The sequence below is a fragment of the Thermus sediminis genome, from assembly GCF_003426945.1.
Classification (GTDB): domain Bacteria; phylum Deinococcota; class Deinococci; order Deinococcales; family Thermaceae; genus Thermus; species Thermus sediminis.
On sequence record NZ_QURO01000004.1, the window covers coordinates 977,148 to 991,014 of the forward strand.

15 protein-coding genes and 1 tRNA gene are annotated in these 13,867 nt (G+C 66.9%); 4 read left to right on the forward strand and 12 right to left on the reverse strand.

Annotation, left to right across the window (positions count from 1 at the left end):
* Nucleotide 1 precedes the first annotated feature (1 nt).
* From tuf to truB, 12 genes are all read right to left on the reverse strand, one after another.
* Nucleotides 2-1,222: an elongation factor Tu gene (tuf, locus tag ATI37_RS05875; protein WP_117237545.1), complete on the reverse strand. Its 1,221-nt coding sequence runs from the start codon at nucleotides 1,220-1,222 to the stop codon at nucleotides 2-4.
* Between the two features lie 60 nt (nucleotides 1,223-1,282).
* Nucleotides 1,283-3,358: an elongation factor G gene (fusA, locus tag ATI37_RS05880; RefSeq protein ID WP_117237546.1), complete on the reverse strand. Its 2,076-nt coding sequence runs from the start codon at nucleotides 3,356-3,358 to the stop codon at nucleotides 1,283-1,285.
* A 3-nt stretch (nucleotides 3,359-3,361) separates the two neighbouring features.
* Nucleotides 3,362-3,829 (reverse strand): 30S ribosomal protein S7, encoded by a 468-nt coding sequence (rpsG, locus tag ATI37_RS05885; RefSeq protein WP_117237547.1) that lies wholly within the window; start codon nucleotides 3,827-3,829, stop codon nucleotides 3,362-3,364.
* 7 nt (nucleotides 3,830-3,836) lie between these two features.
* Entirely contained in the window at nucleotides 3,837-4,250 is a 414-nt protein-coding gene (rpsL, locus tag ATI37_RS05890) for a 30S ribosomal protein S12 (RefSeq protein WP_117237548.1), read from the reverse strand.
* Nucleotides 4,251-4,447: 197 nt separating this feature from the next.
* Nucleotides 4,448-4,522 (reverse strand) — tRNA-Thr (locus ATI37_RS05895).
* A 40-nt stretch (nucleotides 4,523-4,562) separates the two neighbouring features.
* Nucleotides 4,563-5,678, reverse strand: a complete 1,116-nt coding sequence (locus ATI37_RS05900; RefSeq protein WP_117237549.1) for an ABC transporter permease — start codon at nucleotides 5,676-5,678, stop codon at nucleotides 4,563-4,565.
* A 15-nt stretch (nucleotides 5,679-5,693) separates the two neighbouring features.
* A complete protein-coding gene (locus tag ATI37_RS05905) occupies nucleotides 5,694-6,116 on the reverse strand; it encodes a 3D domain-containing protein (RefSeq protein ID WP_198665512.1) in 423 nt (140 codons plus the stop codon).
* 198 nt (nucleotides 6,117-6,314) lie between these two features.
* Entirely contained in the window at nucleotides 6,315-7,016 is a 702-nt protein-coding gene (locus ATI37_RS05910) for a hypothetical protein (RefSeq protein WP_232822452.1), read from the reverse strand.
* A gap of 161 nt (nucleotides 7,017-7,177) precedes the next feature.
* Nucleotides 7,178-8,743: a DAK2 domain-containing protein gene (locus ATI37_RS05915; protein WP_117237551.1), complete on the reverse strand. Its 1,566-nt coding sequence runs from the start codon at nucleotides 8,741-8,743 to the stop codon at nucleotides 7,178-7,180.
* Nucleotides 8,736-9,077, reverse strand: a complete 342-nt coding sequence (locus ATI37_RS05920; protein ID WP_117237552.1) for an Asp23/Gls24 family envelope stress response protein — start codon at nucleotides 9,075-9,077, stop codon at nucleotides 8,736-8,738. The genes ATI37_RS05915 and ATI37_RS05920 overlap by 8 nt, the downstream gene beginning before the upstream one ends.
* 1 nt (nucleotide 9,078) lies before the next feature.
* Nucleotides 9,079-10,188, reverse strand: a complete 1,110-nt coding sequence (ald, locus tag ATI37_RS05925; RefSeq protein ID WP_117237553.1) for an alanine dehydrogenase — start codon at nucleotides 10,186-10,188, stop codon at nucleotides 9,079-9,081.
* Between the two features lies 1 nt (nucleotide 10,189).
* Nucleotides 10,190-11,128 carry a tRNA pseudouridine(55) synthase TruB gene (gene truB, locus ATI37_RS05930; protein ID WP_117237554.1) on the reverse strand — a complete coding sequence of 313 codons (939 nt, stop codon included), beginning with the start codon at nucleotides 11,126-11,128 and terminating at the stop codon, nucleotides 10,190-10,192.
* A 36-nt stretch (nucleotides 11,129-11,164) separates the two neighbouring features.
* On the opposite strand from truB, the gene ATI37_RS05935 reads away from it, so the two are divergent.
* Genes ATI37_RS05935 through ATI37_RS05950 form a run of 4 tightly spaced genes read left to right on the forward strand, consistent with a single transcriptional unit; the run spans nucleotide 11,165 to nucleotide 13,867 of the window.
* Nucleotides 11,165-11,953, forward strand: coding sequence for an enoyl-CoA hydratase/isomerase family protein (locus tag ATI37_RS05935; RefSeq protein WP_117237555.1), 789 nt, complete (start codon nucleotides 11,165-11,167; stop codon nucleotides 11,951-11,953).
* Nucleotides 11,950-12,660 (forward strand): pseudouridine synthase, encoded by a 711-nt coding sequence (locus ATI37_RS05940; RefSeq protein WP_117237556.1) that lies wholly within the window; start codon nucleotides 11,950-11,952, stop codon nucleotides 12,658-12,660. The genes ATI37_RS05935 and ATI37_RS05940 overlap by 4 nt, the downstream gene beginning before the upstream one ends.
* Complete coding sequence (gene hpt / locus ATI37_RS05945) at nucleotides 12,657-13,202, forward strand: hypoxanthine phosphoribosyltransferase (RefSeq protein WP_117237557.1); 546 nt, start codon at nucleotides 12,657-12,659, stop codon at nucleotides 13,200-13,202. The genes ATI37_RS05940 and hpt overlap by 4 nt, the downstream gene beginning before the upstream one ends.
* Nucleotides 13,199-13,867, forward strand: a complete 669-nt coding sequence (locus ATI37_RS05950) for a queuosine precursor transporter (protein ID WP_117237558.1) — start codon at nucleotides 13,199-13,201, stop codon at nucleotides 13,865-13,867. The genes hpt and ATI37_RS05950 overlap by 4 nt, the downstream gene beginning before the upstream one ends.

The following is a 13,867-nucleotide window of genomic DNA, read 5'->3' on the forward strand; positions in this document are numbered from 1 at the left end:
CTCACTCCAGGATCTTGGTGACCACACCGGCCCCCACGGTCCGCCCACCCTCCCGGATGGCAAACCGCAACCCCTCCTCCAACGCCACCGGCTTGATCAACTCCACCCTGAACGTCACATTGTCCCCAGGCATCACCATCTCCACCCCCTGGGGCAGCTCCACCACCCCCGTCACATCCGTCGTCCGAAAGTAAAACTGCGGCCGGTACCCCGTGAAAAACCCCGTGTGCCGGCCCCCCTCCTCCTTCCGCAACACGTACACCGAAGCCTCAAACCTCGTGTGCGGCGTAATGCTCCCAGGCTTCGCCAACACCTGCCCCCGCTCCACCTCCTCCCGACCTACCCCGCGCAGGAGAACCCCCACATTGTCCCCAGCTAAACCCTCCTGCAACGTCTTCCGGTGCATCTCCACACCCGTCACCACCGTCCGCCGCGTCTCCGAAGCCAACCCCACAATCTCCACCTCGTCCCCAACCTTCACCTTCCCCCGCTCAATCCGGCCCGTGGCCACCGTCCCACGACCCGTGATCGTAAACACATCCTCCACCGGCATCAAAAAGGGCTTGTCCACATCCCGCACCGGCGTGGGAATGTACTCGTCCACCGCATCCAACAACTCCCAAATCCGGTCCACCCACTCGTTCTCCCCACGCCGCGTCTTCGGGTTCCGGTGCATCTCCTCAAGCGCCAAAAGGGCACTCCCGCGAATCACCGGCACCTCGTCCCCAGGAAACTCGTACTGGTTCAGGAGGTCCCGCACCTCCATCTCCACCAGGTCCAAAAGCTCCGGGTCGTCCACCATGTCCACCTTGTTCATGAACACCACAATGTACGGCACCCCCACCTGCCGCGCCAAAAGAATGTGCTCCCGCGTCTGCGGCATCGGCCCATCCGCCGCCGACACCACCAAAATCGCCCCGTCCATCTGGGCCGCCCCCGTGATCATGTTCTTGATGTAGTCCGCGTGCCCAGGGCAGTCCACGTGGGAATAGTGCCGCTTCGCCGTCTCGTACTCCACATGCGCCGTGTTGATCGTAATCCCCCGCGCCCGCTCCTCCGGCGCCTTGTCAATGTCCCCGTAGTCCCTCACCTCCACATTCGGGTTCTCCGCCGCGGCCACAAACGTCAAGGCCGCCGTCAACGTCGTCTTCCCGTGGTCCACGTGCCCAATCGTCCCCACGTTCACGTGAGGCTTCGTCCGAATAAACTCGCCCTTGGCCATCTCTGTTCTCCTTTCCGCGAAGCAAGGGCGGGCCCTAAGAGGCCCACCCTCAAAGCCTTCCTACTGGCCCCTGATCAGCCTCTCCTGCACCTGCTTGGGGACCTCCTGGTAGTGGTCGAAGAACATGGCGAAGGAGCCCCGGCCTTGGGTCTTGGAGCGGAGGTCGGTGGCGTAACCGAACATCTCCGCCAGGGGCACGTAGGCCCGGATCACCTGGGCGTTGCCCCGGGGCTCCATGCCCAGGATCTGGCCCCGGCGGGCGTTCAGGTCCCCGATCACGTCCCCCATGTACTCCTCGGGGGTGGTGACCTCCACCCGCATGATGGGCTCGAGGATCACCGGGTCCCCCTTCTGCACCGCCTCCTTGATGGCCATGGAGCCAGCGATCTTGAAGGCCATCTCCGAGGAGTCCACCTCGTGGTAGGAGCCGTCGTAGAGGGTGACCTTGACGTCCACCACGGGGAAGCCGATGAGGGGCCCCGACTGCATGGCCTCCTCAATCCCCTTCTGCACCGCGGGGATGTACTCCTTGGGGATCACCCCGCCCACGATGGTGTTCACGAACTCAAAGCCGGAACCGCGGGGCAGGGGCTCGGCCTTGATCTTCACGTGGCCGTACTGGCCGCGGCCGCCCGTCTGGCGGATGAACTTGCCCTCCACATCCACGGGGCGGGTGAGGGTCTCCCGGTAGGCCACCTGGGGCTTGCCCACGTTGGCGTCCACCTTGAACTCCCGCTTGAGCCGGTCCACGATGATCTCCAGGTGGAGCTCGCCCATCCCGGAGATGATGGTCTGCCCGGTCTCGGGGTGGGTGGAGACCCGGAAGGTGGGGTCCTCCTCCGCCAGGCGGGCGAGGGCCTGGGAAAGCTTGTCCTGGTCCGCCTTTGTCTTGGGCTCAATGGCCACGTCGATGACGGGCTCGGGGACCTCAATGGACTCCAGGATCACCCGGGGGGCGTCCTCGCCCACCAGGGTGTCCCCGGTGATGGTCTCCTTGAGGCCCACCACCGCTCCCAGGTCCCCCGCCTTGAGCTCCTCCACCTCCTCCCGGTGGTTGGCGTGCATGCGCAGAAGCCGGGCCACCCGCTCCTTACGCCCCTTGGTGGTGTTGTAGACGTAGGAACCCGAGGTGAGGGTCCCCGAGTAGACCCGGATGAAGGTGAGGCGGCCCACGTAGGGGTCGGCCATGATCTTGAAGGCCAGGGCGGCCAGGGGGCCCTCGGGATCGGGATGGATCTCCACTTCCTCGCCCTCGGGGGTGGTGCCCCGGATGGGGGGGATGTCCAAGGGGGAGGGCAGGTAGTCCACCACCGCATCCAGGAGGAGCTGGACGCCCTTGTTCTTCAGGGCGGACCCGAGGAACACGGGGGTGATCCGGATGTCAATGGTGCCCTTGCGGAGGGCGGCCACCAGCTCCTCCTCGGTGGGCTCCTCGCCCTCCAGGTACTTGAGCATTACTCCCTCGTCAAAGTCGGCGGCAGCCTCAATGAGCTTCTCGTGGTACTCCCGGGCCTGCGCCTGGTACTCCTCGGGGATGGGCACCTCGCGGATGTCCGTGCCCAGGTCGTTGCCGTAGGTGTAGGCCTTCATCCGGAGGACATCGATGATCCCCGAGAAGGTGTCCTCCCGGCCGATGGGGAGCTGCATGACCACCGGGCGGGCCCCCAGGCGCTCCTGCATGGTGCGTATGACCAGCCAAAGGTCGGCCCCCGTCTTGTCCATCTTGTTGGCGAAGGCGATCCGGGGCACCTTGTACTTCTCCGCCTGGCGCCAGACGGTCTCGGACTGGGGCTCCACCCCCTGGCTGGAGTCAAAGACCACGATGGCCCCGTCCAGAACCCGCATGGAGCGCTCCACCTCAATGGTGAAGTCCACGTGGCCCGGGGTATCGATGATGTTGATGCGGTGGTCCTTCCAAAAGCAGGTGGTCACGGCGGCGGTGATCGTGATGCCCCGCTCCCTCTCCTGCTCCATGAAGTCCATGGTGGCCGCGCCCTCGTGCACCTCGCCGATCTTGTGGATCTTGCCGGTGTAGTAGAGGATCCGCTCGGTGGTCGTGGTCTTACCAGCGTCAATGTGCGCGGCGATGCCGATGTTGCGAAGCCGCTTTAGGTCGTACTCTACCTTGACCGCCATGGCTTACCACCGGTAGTGGGCGTAGGCCCGGTTGGCCTCGGCCATGCGCTCCACGTCCTCTTTCTTCTTGACCGCCCCGCCCTTGCCCTCGGCGGCGTCCATGAGCTCATGGGCGATGCGGACCGCTGCCCCGCGCTCGGAGCGGGCGTTGGCCGCCTGGACCAGCCAGCGGAGGGCCAGGGACTGCTGCCTACGGGGGGAAACCTCCATGGGCACCTGGTAGTTGGCCCCACCCACGCGGCGGGAGCGCACCTCCATCCTGGGCTTCACGTTCTCCACCGCCTGCTTGAAGACCTTGAGGGGCTCCTGGCCCGTCTTCTCCTGGATGATGCGGCAGGCCTCGTAGAAGATACGGGCGGCCAGGTTCTTCTTGCCTTCCCGCATGATTTTGTTGATGAAAGCCGAGACCACCCCATCCCCGTAGACCAGGTCGGGCTGGAGCTGGCGCACCTCTGCTCTTCTCCTGCGCATACTTCACCTACTTCTTCTTGGCGGGAGCCGCACCCTTGGCCTCTTTGGGCCGCTTGGTGCCGTACTTGGAGCGGCTCTTTTTGCGATCCTTCACCCCCTGGGTGTCGTACACACCGCGAACGATGTGGTAGCGCACGCCCGGAAGGTCCTTCACCCGGCCGCCCCGGATCAGGACCACGGAGTGCTCCTGGAGGTTGTGCCCCTCGCCTGGGATATAGGCGGTCACCTCGTACCCGGAGGTGAGGCGCACCTTGGCCACCTTGCGCAGGGCGGAGTTGGGCTTCTTAGGCGTCACGGTGCGCACTACGGTGCACACTCCCCGGCGGAAGGGTGAGCCCTTCAAGGCCGGGACCTTGCTCTTCTTCTGGACCTTCTCGCGGCCCCTTCGTACCAGCTGGCTGATCGTTGGCAGTGCCACCACTCCCTTCCTCTTGGACTTGCCCCCGCGTTCTCAAGATCCGCCCGGGGAAAGGAACCCCCCCCGTTTTGCCCACACAGGGCGACACCTCCAAGACCAGGGGCTGGTCCTGAAGGCCCTCAACTTGCCTAGTGTACAGGACCAAGCCCCTTTTGGCAAGACAGGGAAACCCCGCCCAGGGAAAACCCAGGCGGGGGGTCTGGAGCCGGTGGCCGGATTCGAACCGGCGGCCTACCGCTTACGAGGCGGTTGCTCTACCGCTGAGCTACACCGGCCCGCCTTCCAAAGTCTAGGGCAGGAGGCCCCTTTGCGCAACTAGCGCAGGACTACCCCGGGCCGCACCTTGAGGGCGCGGGCCAGGGGGAGGAGGGAGGCGAGGAAGGTAGCCAAGAGGCTGGCCGTGCTTACCCAGAGGAAGTCGGCAAGGCGCATCTCCACGGGAAGGTGGGTGAGGAAGTAGAGTTCCCCTGGCAAGCCCACAGGCCTCAAGGCCAAGTAGAGGCAGAGGAGGTAGCCCAACAGGTTGCCCAAGGCTACCCCGCCCAGACCCAGAACCGCCCCCTCGAGGGCGAAGACCAGGCCCACGGTGAGCCTCGAGGCCCCCATCGCCTGAAGGAGGGCGATCTCCGGGGTCTTCTCCACCACCTTGAGCACCAGGAGGTTGGCCACCCCCAGGGCGGCTACGGCCACGATCAGAAAGATGAGGATACCCAGAACCTGCTTCTGCAGGGAAAGCTGTTCCAGAAGGGTGCGTTGGGTGTCCTGCCAAGCCTGGGGGAAGAAGCGGGTGCCCGCCAGGACCTGGCCCACCTCCTTGGCCCGCCAGGGGTCCTTGAGGCGCACCTGGTAGCCCTGGGCCCGGATGCCGGAAAGGGCCTCTATGGTCTTGAGGTCTACAAAGGCGTAGCCGGAGTCCAGGAGGAAGTTCCCCGTGCGAAAGGAGCCCAGCACCCGAAGCCCCACCCGCTCCTGGGTGGCGGACATGGCGAATAGGGTCTCACCCCGATAGACCCCCAGGGTCTGCACCAGGGCCGAGCCCAGGTAGATCCCCCCTGCCTCCAACCCCAGGCCCAGCTCGGGGTAGAGGGCTTCCCCCCCTTCCCCCAGGCCCACCAGGGTGGCGAAGTCCACCCCAGCCCCCCGGGCCCCCTCGGCGGGGCGCACCAAGAGGGCCTTGGTGGCGGCGAAGGGGGCGCTGGCCACGACCTCGGGATGGGAAGGCATAGGGGGAAGCTCCTCGCTAAAGCTAAAAAGCACCAGGTGGGGGTAGGCTTTGAGCGTGGCCCGCACCAGCCCGCTGGTGAAACCGTTGACCAGGGAGAGGGCCGCCAGGAGCACAGCCACCCCCACCCCGATGCCCAGGAGGGCCAAGCCCGTTTGCAGAGGGCGCCGCCTCAGGTGGGCCAGGGCCAGAAACAGGGCGAAGCGCACGCCCTAAGGATACGCTTAGCGCCTAGGATACTCCACCACTTCCAGCTCCACCAGCCGGAGGCCAAAGCGCAAGGCGGTGGCCCGGTCGGGGAGCCAGACGTCCACCCGCTGGCGCCACCTGCGGTTCATGAGGTCAGCTACCACGAAGAGGCGGCCCTCAAAGAGGTAGTTGAACTCCCCCTTGCCCCGGCCGTGGACGGTGCCCAGGTCCCTAAGGCGCACCTTGGTGCCAAAAGGGAGTGCCGGGAAGAGATCCCGGCTTACCGCCAAAACCCCAAGCCGGGTGCGCATCCCGGAAGCGGTCACAAAAGGGTCTCCCACGGTCTCATACACGCTAGAAGTGTAGGCGGTGGCCTGAAGGATGAGCCTCTTCTGGCCGGCTTGGGCAAACGCCCCTGCCATGGCGAACAAAAAGAGGACAAGGAGGCAGCCCCGCATAGCGCCCTTGAGTATGGACAGGAAACCACGAGGAACCTGAGAATCGTGAGGCCTCCCCCTCATCCTAAGGGCCCTGGGCTTGTATTGGATTCATTCTAAGAGATTAGGAAGTCCGCTGCATAGGGGGTTCCTTCGGCAGATCGGAATGAAAAAAGTGTTAGTGTCCTTTAGCTTGGTTTAATCTGGCTCAAAGGGAGGTCAGGGGCAGGTGTTGGAGATCTCCAGGGTGTACCGGCCGCTTCCTGGCTCATCAAACCCAGCCCGGGCCAGGCCCCGGTCCCGGACCACCAGGAGGATGGCGGGGGAGATGGGGGCACAGTTCACCACAGGGTCCAGCACCCGAGGGTTGGGGTCGTCTGGGGCATTGTAAAGAAGGGCCACCAGGTCCAGGGGGCCGGTGTAGGCGAAGCGCAGGTACCCGGTAGCGGAGGCCACGTTGTAGCGATCAAACTCCCCCACGAACTCTATGGCCCCCACCCTGGTCCCGGAGGAAAAAACCTCGGGAACCAACCCTTGGCCCCTAGGGTTAGGGGTGAAGGGATCGGCGTAGAGGGCGACCCGGTCCTCGCTCAAGGCGTAGTTCTCCACCCTGAGGTAGAAGACCTGCCCCGCCTGGCCCCGGAAGTTGAGGCGGAGGCCGGGATCGGCGGTGATCTGGGGCCTTAGGCCCAAGGGGGTGAGCTCCGGCCGGGCCGCAAACCAGTTCCGGGCCACGCTCACCGCCTGGACCACGCCCCGGTCATCCAGGAGGACCAGGCGGAGGCGAGCCGTGAGCTGGAGATCTGCGGAAACCGCCGAAATCCGCACAGCCCCGTCCGAGACCAGGGGAATCCGATAGACGACCATCCCCGGCCGAAGCTCGCCCCCAGGAGCCCCCTGGGCCGGGGGCAAGACGGCCACCTGGTTTCCTCCCACGGGTAGATCCCCGCCCACAGGCGGGCCTCCCCCCAGGTTGCAAGCAACGAGGAATAGGGCGATAGGCCAAAGTCTCCAGCGCATAAGAACTCCCCAGGGACCAGCATAACCCCAAGGAGGGTGCTAGGGCTTGGGCTTTCCTTTAGCTACTCCAGCACCCCCAGGTAGGCGTAGAGGTCGGGCCCCCCCGGGAGGATCTCCACCGCTAGCCCAGGGAACCTTTGCGCCAGGGCCTCTACGGCCTCCTTGGGGGTGTTGGGCCCCAGGAAGAGCGTGAGGACCTCCTTGCCCTCCTGGCCCAGGTGGATGAGGCCCTCCAGGACCTCCTCCGGGGTCTCCCCCACCAGGACCAGCCTGCCGTCCAGGAGGCCGATGGGCTTGTCCTTGAGGATCTTGAGGCCTTCCACCTCGGCGTCGCGGCTGGCCCAGGTGACCTCGAGGGTCACCGCCCCCCGCATGGCCTCCTCCATCTCGGGAAGGAGTTCCTCAGGCTCCCGCTCAGGGGCATAGCGCACCGCTGCTGCCAGGCCCTGGCCCAGGGTACAGGTCCTGAGCACATGCACCTCCTTGCCCGCCTCCTTGGCCAACCTGGCCGCCTCCTCCGCCCCTAAGAAGACGTTGGGGTTGTTGGGCAGGAGGATCGCCTTGGGGTTAGGTAAGCTCCTAACAGCCGAGAGGAGGTCCTCCACGCTGGGGTTCTGGGTCTGCCCCCCGGCCACCACCCGGGCCCCCAGGCTGCGGAAGACCCGGGCCACCCCGTGCCCCGGGGCCACAGCCACCAGGCCCGTGGGGGGTGGGGTTTCCTGCAAAAGCCCCGCCATGGCCAGGATCTCCGTGTGCTGCTCGGTCATGTCCTCCACCTTGGTCCGCACCATGCGGCCAAAGCGGGCCACGGCGGAAAGAAGCCCGTCGGGATCGTCCGTGTGGATGTGCCCCTTCACGCAGCCCTCGGCCCCCACCACCAGGAGGGAGTCCCCAAAAGGGGCCACGGCCTCCCGGATCTTCTCTATGGGCACCTCCACCCCCTCCAGGAGGAACTCCGTGCAGTAGCCGAACTCCTCGGTGGCGAAGGCGGTCTGGGCGTAGCGCTCCACCCTTGGGGGCTCAGGGAGGGGTAGCCCTAGGGCGTAGCCCCGGATCCCCTCCAGGAGGCGCACGTACCCCGCGCCCCCCGCATCCACCACCCCGGCCTGCTTGAGGACGGGAAGGAGCTCTGGGGTCTTCGCCAAGGCCTCCTGGGCTGCCTTCAGAGCGTTCTCCAAAACGGCCTCCAGGGTGTCCCCCCTCGCCCCCTCCCCTGCCCTCCGGGCCACGGTGAGGATGGTCCCCTCCACGGGGCGCATGACCGCCCGGTAGCCAGCTTCCGCCCCCAGGCGCAGGGCCTCGGCCAGGGTTTGCGCGTCCAAAGCCCCCTTCTTGCGGATGGCCTGGGAGAAGCCCTTGAGGATCTGGGAGAGGATGACCCCGCTGTTCCCCCGGGCCCCGAGGAGGCTCCCGTAGGCGATGGCCCGGGCCACCTCGGCCATCCTCGAGGTGTCGGCCAGGTCCAGCTCCCGGCGGAGGGACTCTAGGGTAAGGTGCATGTTGGTTCCCGTGTCCCCGTCGGGCACGGGGTAGACGTTTAGGGCGTTCAGCTCCTCCACGTAGACGGCGAACCAGTCCGTGGCGTAGCGGAAGGCTTCGGCCAGCTCCCCGGGCCCCCAGCTAGCCACGCCCCACCCCCACCACGTGCACCCGCACCTGGGAGAGCTCCACCCCCGCCAACCTCTCCGCGGCGAAGGCCGCCCGCTCCGCCAAGGACTCCACCACCGTAGGGATGCGGACCCCCACGGCCACCACCACGTAAAAGTCCGCCTGGTACTTCCCGGGGGCGGTGGGGTCCGGGCGGACCACCACCCCCTCGCTGGCCTCCTGCCGCCCCAGGATGCGCACCACCTGGTCCTTGAGGCCCGCCGGGGCCATGCCCACCACCCCCGGCACCTCGTGGGCCGCCAGGGCCAGGAGGGCTGCCAGGGCGTTCTCCGTTACGGTCACGCGTCCTGTCATCCTACCTCCTCAGGGCTTCCTCAGGGGGAGTATAGGCCAGGCCAAAGGCCTCGGCCACCCCGGGGTGGGTGAGGAGGCCCCTATGGGTGTTCAGGCCCTTGAGGAGGGCCTCATCCTCCAAAAGGGCCCCCAAGCCCTTCTCCGCCAGCTTGAGCACGTAGGGTAGGGTCTGGTTGGTAAGGGCGAAGGTGGACGTCCTGGGCACGGCCCCGGGCATGTTGGCCACCCCGTAGTGGACCACCCCGTCCACCACATAGGTGGGCTCGGCGTGGGTGGTGGGGCGGATGGTCTCCACACACCCTCCCTGGTCCACGGCCACGTCCACGATCACCGCCCCCTCTTTCATGAGGGGGAGCATCTCCCGGGTCACCAGCTTGGGGGCCTTGGCCCCCGGGACCAGGACCGCCCCGATGAGGAGGTCGGCGTGCCCAATGCTCTTCTTGATGTTGGCCTCCGTGGCGGTGAGGGTCACCACCCGCCCCCCGAAGATGTCGTCCAGGTACTGGAGGCGCTTGTGGTTCACGTCCAGGATGGTGACCTGGGCCCCCATGCCCAGGGCGATCTTGGCGGCGTTGGTGCCCACAGTGCCGCCCCCCAGGATGACCACGCTGGCCGGGGCCACCCCCGGTACCCCCCCGAGGAGGATCCCCCGGCCCCCATGGGGCTTCTCCAGGAACTGGGCCCCCACCTGGGGGGCCATGCGCCCGGCCACCTCGCTCATGGGGATGAGGAGGGGAAGGGAGCCGTCAGCGAGCTGCACGGTCTCGTAGGCGATGCCGGTGACCCCGCTTTGCAACATGGCCTTGGTGAGGGTCCGGTCGGCGGCCAGGTGGAGGTAGGTGAAGAGGATCAGGCCCTCCCGCAGGAAGGGGTACTCCTCGGGCAGGGGCTCCTTCACCTTCACCACCATCTCCGCCTTCCAGGCCTCCTCCTGGCGCACCAGGATGGCCCCCGCCCGCTCGTACTCCACGTCGCTTAGGCCCGAACCTAGGCCCGCCCCCCGCTCCACCAAGACGGTGTGGCCCCGGCGGACCAGGCTCTCCACGCCCCCGGGGGTAAGGGCCACCCGGTTCTCCAGGGTCTTGGTCTCCTTGGGCACGCCGATCACCATGCTAGGCCTCCTTCACGAACACCCTCTTGATCTTCAGCTTGAACCCATCGCCCTCGGCGATGGCCAAAAGCCGCCTGCGGGAGTCTACCAGGGTCACGTAGCCCAGGGCGGGGATGGGGAGGGGTACCCCCTCCAAGACGCGCCTGGCCTCGGTGTGGGAGAGCTCCACCACGGGGAAGGGCAGGACGTCCACCTCGGGGATGGCCTTGTCCGGGGAAAGCTCGGAGAGCCTCACCGCCCGCTCCAGCCCCACTTTGCCGATGCGGGTGCGCACCAGGCCGGAGAGGAAGGCCTTGGTCTTCAGCCTTTCCCCCAGGTCCCGGGCAAAAGCGCGCACATAGGTGCCGGGGCCCACCACCAGGCGGATCACCGCGGTGGGGTAAGGCCCTGGGGGCTTGGGCAGCTCTACCCTCCTCCCCCCTTTTTCCGCCAGGCGCCAGCCCTTGGCGGAAGGGGCGATGGGGTGGGGGGTTGGCTCTGGATCTAGGGCCAGGAGTTCCACCTCCAGGTACCTCACCGGCCTAGGGCCAAGCTCCAGGGGCTTCCCCTCCCGAGCGGCCTCATAGGCCCGCTTCCCCCCCACCTTGATGGCCGAGTACAAGGGGGGCACCTGCTCCTTGACGTCCAGGAAGCTCGGGAGGAGGCTTTCCAAGTCCTTCCGGTCCAAGCGCACCGGGGCCTCCTCGCTGACGGGGCCCTCTGCGTCCAGGGTGGGGGTGGTGGCCCCAAAGGAGACCCAGGCGAGGTACTCCTTCTCCTCCCCCGAGAGGAAGGGGACCAGCTTGGTGCTCTCCTCGGAAACCAGAAGGAGAAGCCCCGTGGCCAGGGGGTCCAGCGTCCCCGTGTGCCCTACCCGGCGGGTGTTGAGGCGCTTTCTGGCCTCATCCACCGCATCGTGGGAGGTGAGGTGGAGGGGCTTGTCCACCGCGTAGAGGGCCATGCCTAGGGGATTCTATCACCCCCCTAGAATGAAGGGGTGGAGCTCCAAAGCCATTACCCTAGCCTGGGCTTCGCCTGGCCTCGGCCCGGGGTGCTGGAGGTCACCTTTAGGGGGGAAAGGCTGAACGCCATGAGCCCCGAGACCCACCGGGCCCTTTCCCAGGTGTGGCGGGACCTCGAGGAGGTGGAGGGGGTCCGGGCCGTGCTCCTCCGGGGAGAGGGCGGGGTCTTCTCCGCTGGAGGCTCCTTCGCCCTCATCGAGGAGATGCGCGCCTCCCCCGAGGCCTTGATGCGGGTCTACCGGGAGGCCCGGGACCTGGTCCTTAGGCCCTTAGACTTCCCCCGGCCCATCGTGGCCGCAGTGGAAGGGGTGGCGGTGGGCGCGGGGCTCGCCTTAGCCCTGGCGGCGGATGTGGCCGTGGTGGGCAAGGGGGCCAGGCTCCTGGACGGGCACCTGCGCCTGGGGGTGGCGGCGGGGGACCACGCCGTCCTCCTCTGGCCCCTCCTGGTGGGCATGGCCAAGGCCAAGTACCACCTCCTCCTCAATGAGCCCCTCACGGGGGAGGAGGCGGAGCGGCTGGGCCTGGTGGCCCTGGCGGTGGAGGACGGGGAGGTGTACGGGAGGGCCCTCGAGGTGGCGGAAAGGCTGGCCCAAGGCCCCAAAGAGGCCCTGGAGCACACCAAGCGGGCCCTGAACCACTGGTTCCGCGCCTTCCTTCCCCACTTTGAGCTCTCCTTGGCCCTGGAGTTCCTGGGCTTCTTTGGCAAGGAGCTGGAGGAAGGGCTAAAGGCCCTAAAGGAAAAGCGCCCCCCCGACTTTCCATGAAGGAGACCATGCGCCTACAAGCCTTCCTGGCCCGGGCCGGGGTGGCGAGCCGACGCAAGGCGGAGGAGCTGATCCTCAAGGGCCTGGTGCGGGTGAACGGGGAAGTGGCCCGCCTGGGGCAGAAGGTGGGGCCAGCCCACGTGGTGGAGGTGGCGGGGAAGCGGGTGGAGCTTCCCCAAGAACGGGTGGTCCTGGCCCTCCATAAGCCCAGAGGGTACACCACCACCCGCTCCGATCCCCACGCCAGGAGAACCGTCTATGAGCTCCTCCCGGAAATCCCCAGCCTCCAGGCGGTGGGGAGGCTAGACCGGGACTCCGAGGGCCTCCTCCTCTTTAGCAACGACGGGGAGCTCACCTTCCGCCTCACCCACCCCCGGTACGGGGTCAAGAAGGTCTACCGGGTCTGGACGGAAAGGGGAACCCTGCCCGAGGCGCTGTGCCGGAGGCTTTTGGGGGGGGTGGCCCTCGAGGACGGTCCCGCCCGGGCCCTGGCCTGCCGGCCCGCCCCTGGGGGGGCCCTCCTCACCCTGGGGGAGGGAAGGAAGCGGGAGGTGCGCAGGATGCTCAAGGCCTTGGGCTACCCGGTGAAGCGGCTAGTGCGCCTCCAGATAGGGCCCATCCGCCTGGGAAGCCTGCCCCCGGGAAGGTGGCGCAGGCTTTCCCCAGAGGAGGTTCAGGCCCTCCTCGAGGAAGTGGGGCTAGAATGAGGGGCATGTTCACCGCGGGAAACGGTCCCGTGCAGATCAGCGCCGAGGCCATCCAAAGGAGGGTGGCCGAGCTAGGGGAGGCTATCGCCCGGGACTACCAGGGGAAGACCCCCCACCTGGTCTGCGTCCTGAACGGGGCCTTCATCTTCATGGCCGACCTGGTGCGGGCCATCCCCCTCCCCCTCACCCTGGACTTCATCGCCATCAGCTCCTACGGGAACGCCTTTAGGTCCAGCGGGGAGGTGGAGCTTCTCAAGGACCTGCGCCTCCCCATCCACGGGCGGGACGTGATCGTGGTGGAGGACATCGTGGACACGGGCCTCACCCTCTCCTACCTCCTGGACTACCTGGAGGCCAGGAGGCCCGCCTCCATAAGGGTGGCTGCCCTTCTTTCCAAGCCCGCCCGGCGCCAGGTGGAGGTCCCCATCCACTACCTGGGCTTCGAGATCGCGGACGCCTACGTCTACGGCTACGGCCTGGACCGGGCCCAGTTTGACCGGAACCTTCCCTTCGTCACCTCCATCCGCCCGGAGGAAGAATGAAGCACCTGGACCTCATCACCGCCCTCTTCGCCACCGTCCTCCTGGTCTCCAACGTGGCCTCCACCAAGCTGGTGGTCCTGGGGCCCTTCACCTTTGACGGGGGCACCCTCCTCTTTCCCCTGGCCTACATCTTTGGGGACATCCTCACCGAGGTCTACGGCTACCGGCGGAGCCGGAGGGTCATCTGGATCGGCTTCCTCGCCCTCCTCCTCGCCACCCTCACCTTCCAAGGGGTGGCCGCCCTCCCCCCTCCCCAGGACCCAGAAAGCCGCCGCTTCGCCGAGGCCTTCGGCCTCCTCCTGGGCCTCACCCCCAGGATCGTCCTGGGAAGCCTCCTGGCCTACCTGGTGGGGGAGTTCGCCAACGCCTACGTCCTGGCCCGGCTCAAGGTGCGCACCGAGGGGCGCTTCTTCTGGCTTAGGGCCCTGGCCTCCACCCTGGTGGGCCAGGGACTGGACACCGCCATCTTCCTCCTCGTGGCCTTCTACGGGGTCTTCCCCAATGAGGTCCTCCTCCTGGTCTTCCTCTCCAACTACGCCTTCAAGGTAGGGGTGGAGGTCCTGATGCTCCCCGCCACCTATGGGGTGGTGGGCTTCCTGAAACGGACCGAGGGCGTGGACGCCTACGACCGGGATACCGACTTCAATCCCTTCCGGCTGGCATGA

Bases quoted from the DNA above. Each gene is read 5' to 3' on its own strand.
- hpt (WP_117237557.1), top strand. From the start codon at position 12,657: ATGAGGGGCATGTTCACCGCGGGAAACGGTCCCGTGCAGATCAGCGCC.
- ald (WP_117237553.1), bottom strand. From the start codon at position 10,188: ATGGTGATCGGCGTGCCCAAGGAGACCAAGACCCTGGAGAACCGGGTG.
- tuf (WP_117237545.1), bottom strand. From the start codon at position 1,222: ATGGCCAAGGGCGAGTTTATTCGGACGAAGCCTCACGTGAACGTGGGG.
- truB (WP_117237554.1), bottom strand. From the start codon at position 11,128: ATGGCCCTCTACGCGGTGGACAAGCCCCTCCACCTCACCTCCCACGAT.
- ATI37_RS05905 (WP_198665512.1), bottom strand. From the start codon at position 6,116: ATGCGGGGCTGCCTCCTTGTCCTCTTTTTGTTCGCCATGGCAGGGGCG.
- rpsG (WP_117237547.1), bottom strand. From the start codon at position 3,829: ATGCGCAGGAGAAGAGCAGAGGTGCGCCAGCTCCAGCCCGACCTGGTC.
- ATI37_RS05920 (WP_117237552.1), bottom strand. From the start codon at position 9,077: ATGACAGGACGCGTGACCGTAACGGAGAACGCCCTGGCAGCCCTCCTG.
- ATI37_RS05950 (WP_117237558.1), top strand. From the start codon at position 13,199: ATGAAGCACCTGGACCTCATCACCGCCCTCTTCGCCACCGTCCTCCTG.
- ATI37_RS05940 (WP_117237556.1), top strand. From the start codon at position 11,950: ATGAAGGAGACCATGCGCCTACAAGCCTTCCTGGCCCGGGCCGGGGTG.
- fusA (WP_117237546.1), bottom strand. From the start codon at position 3,358: ATGGCGGTCAAGGTAGAGTACGACCTAAAGCGGCTTCGCAACATCGGC.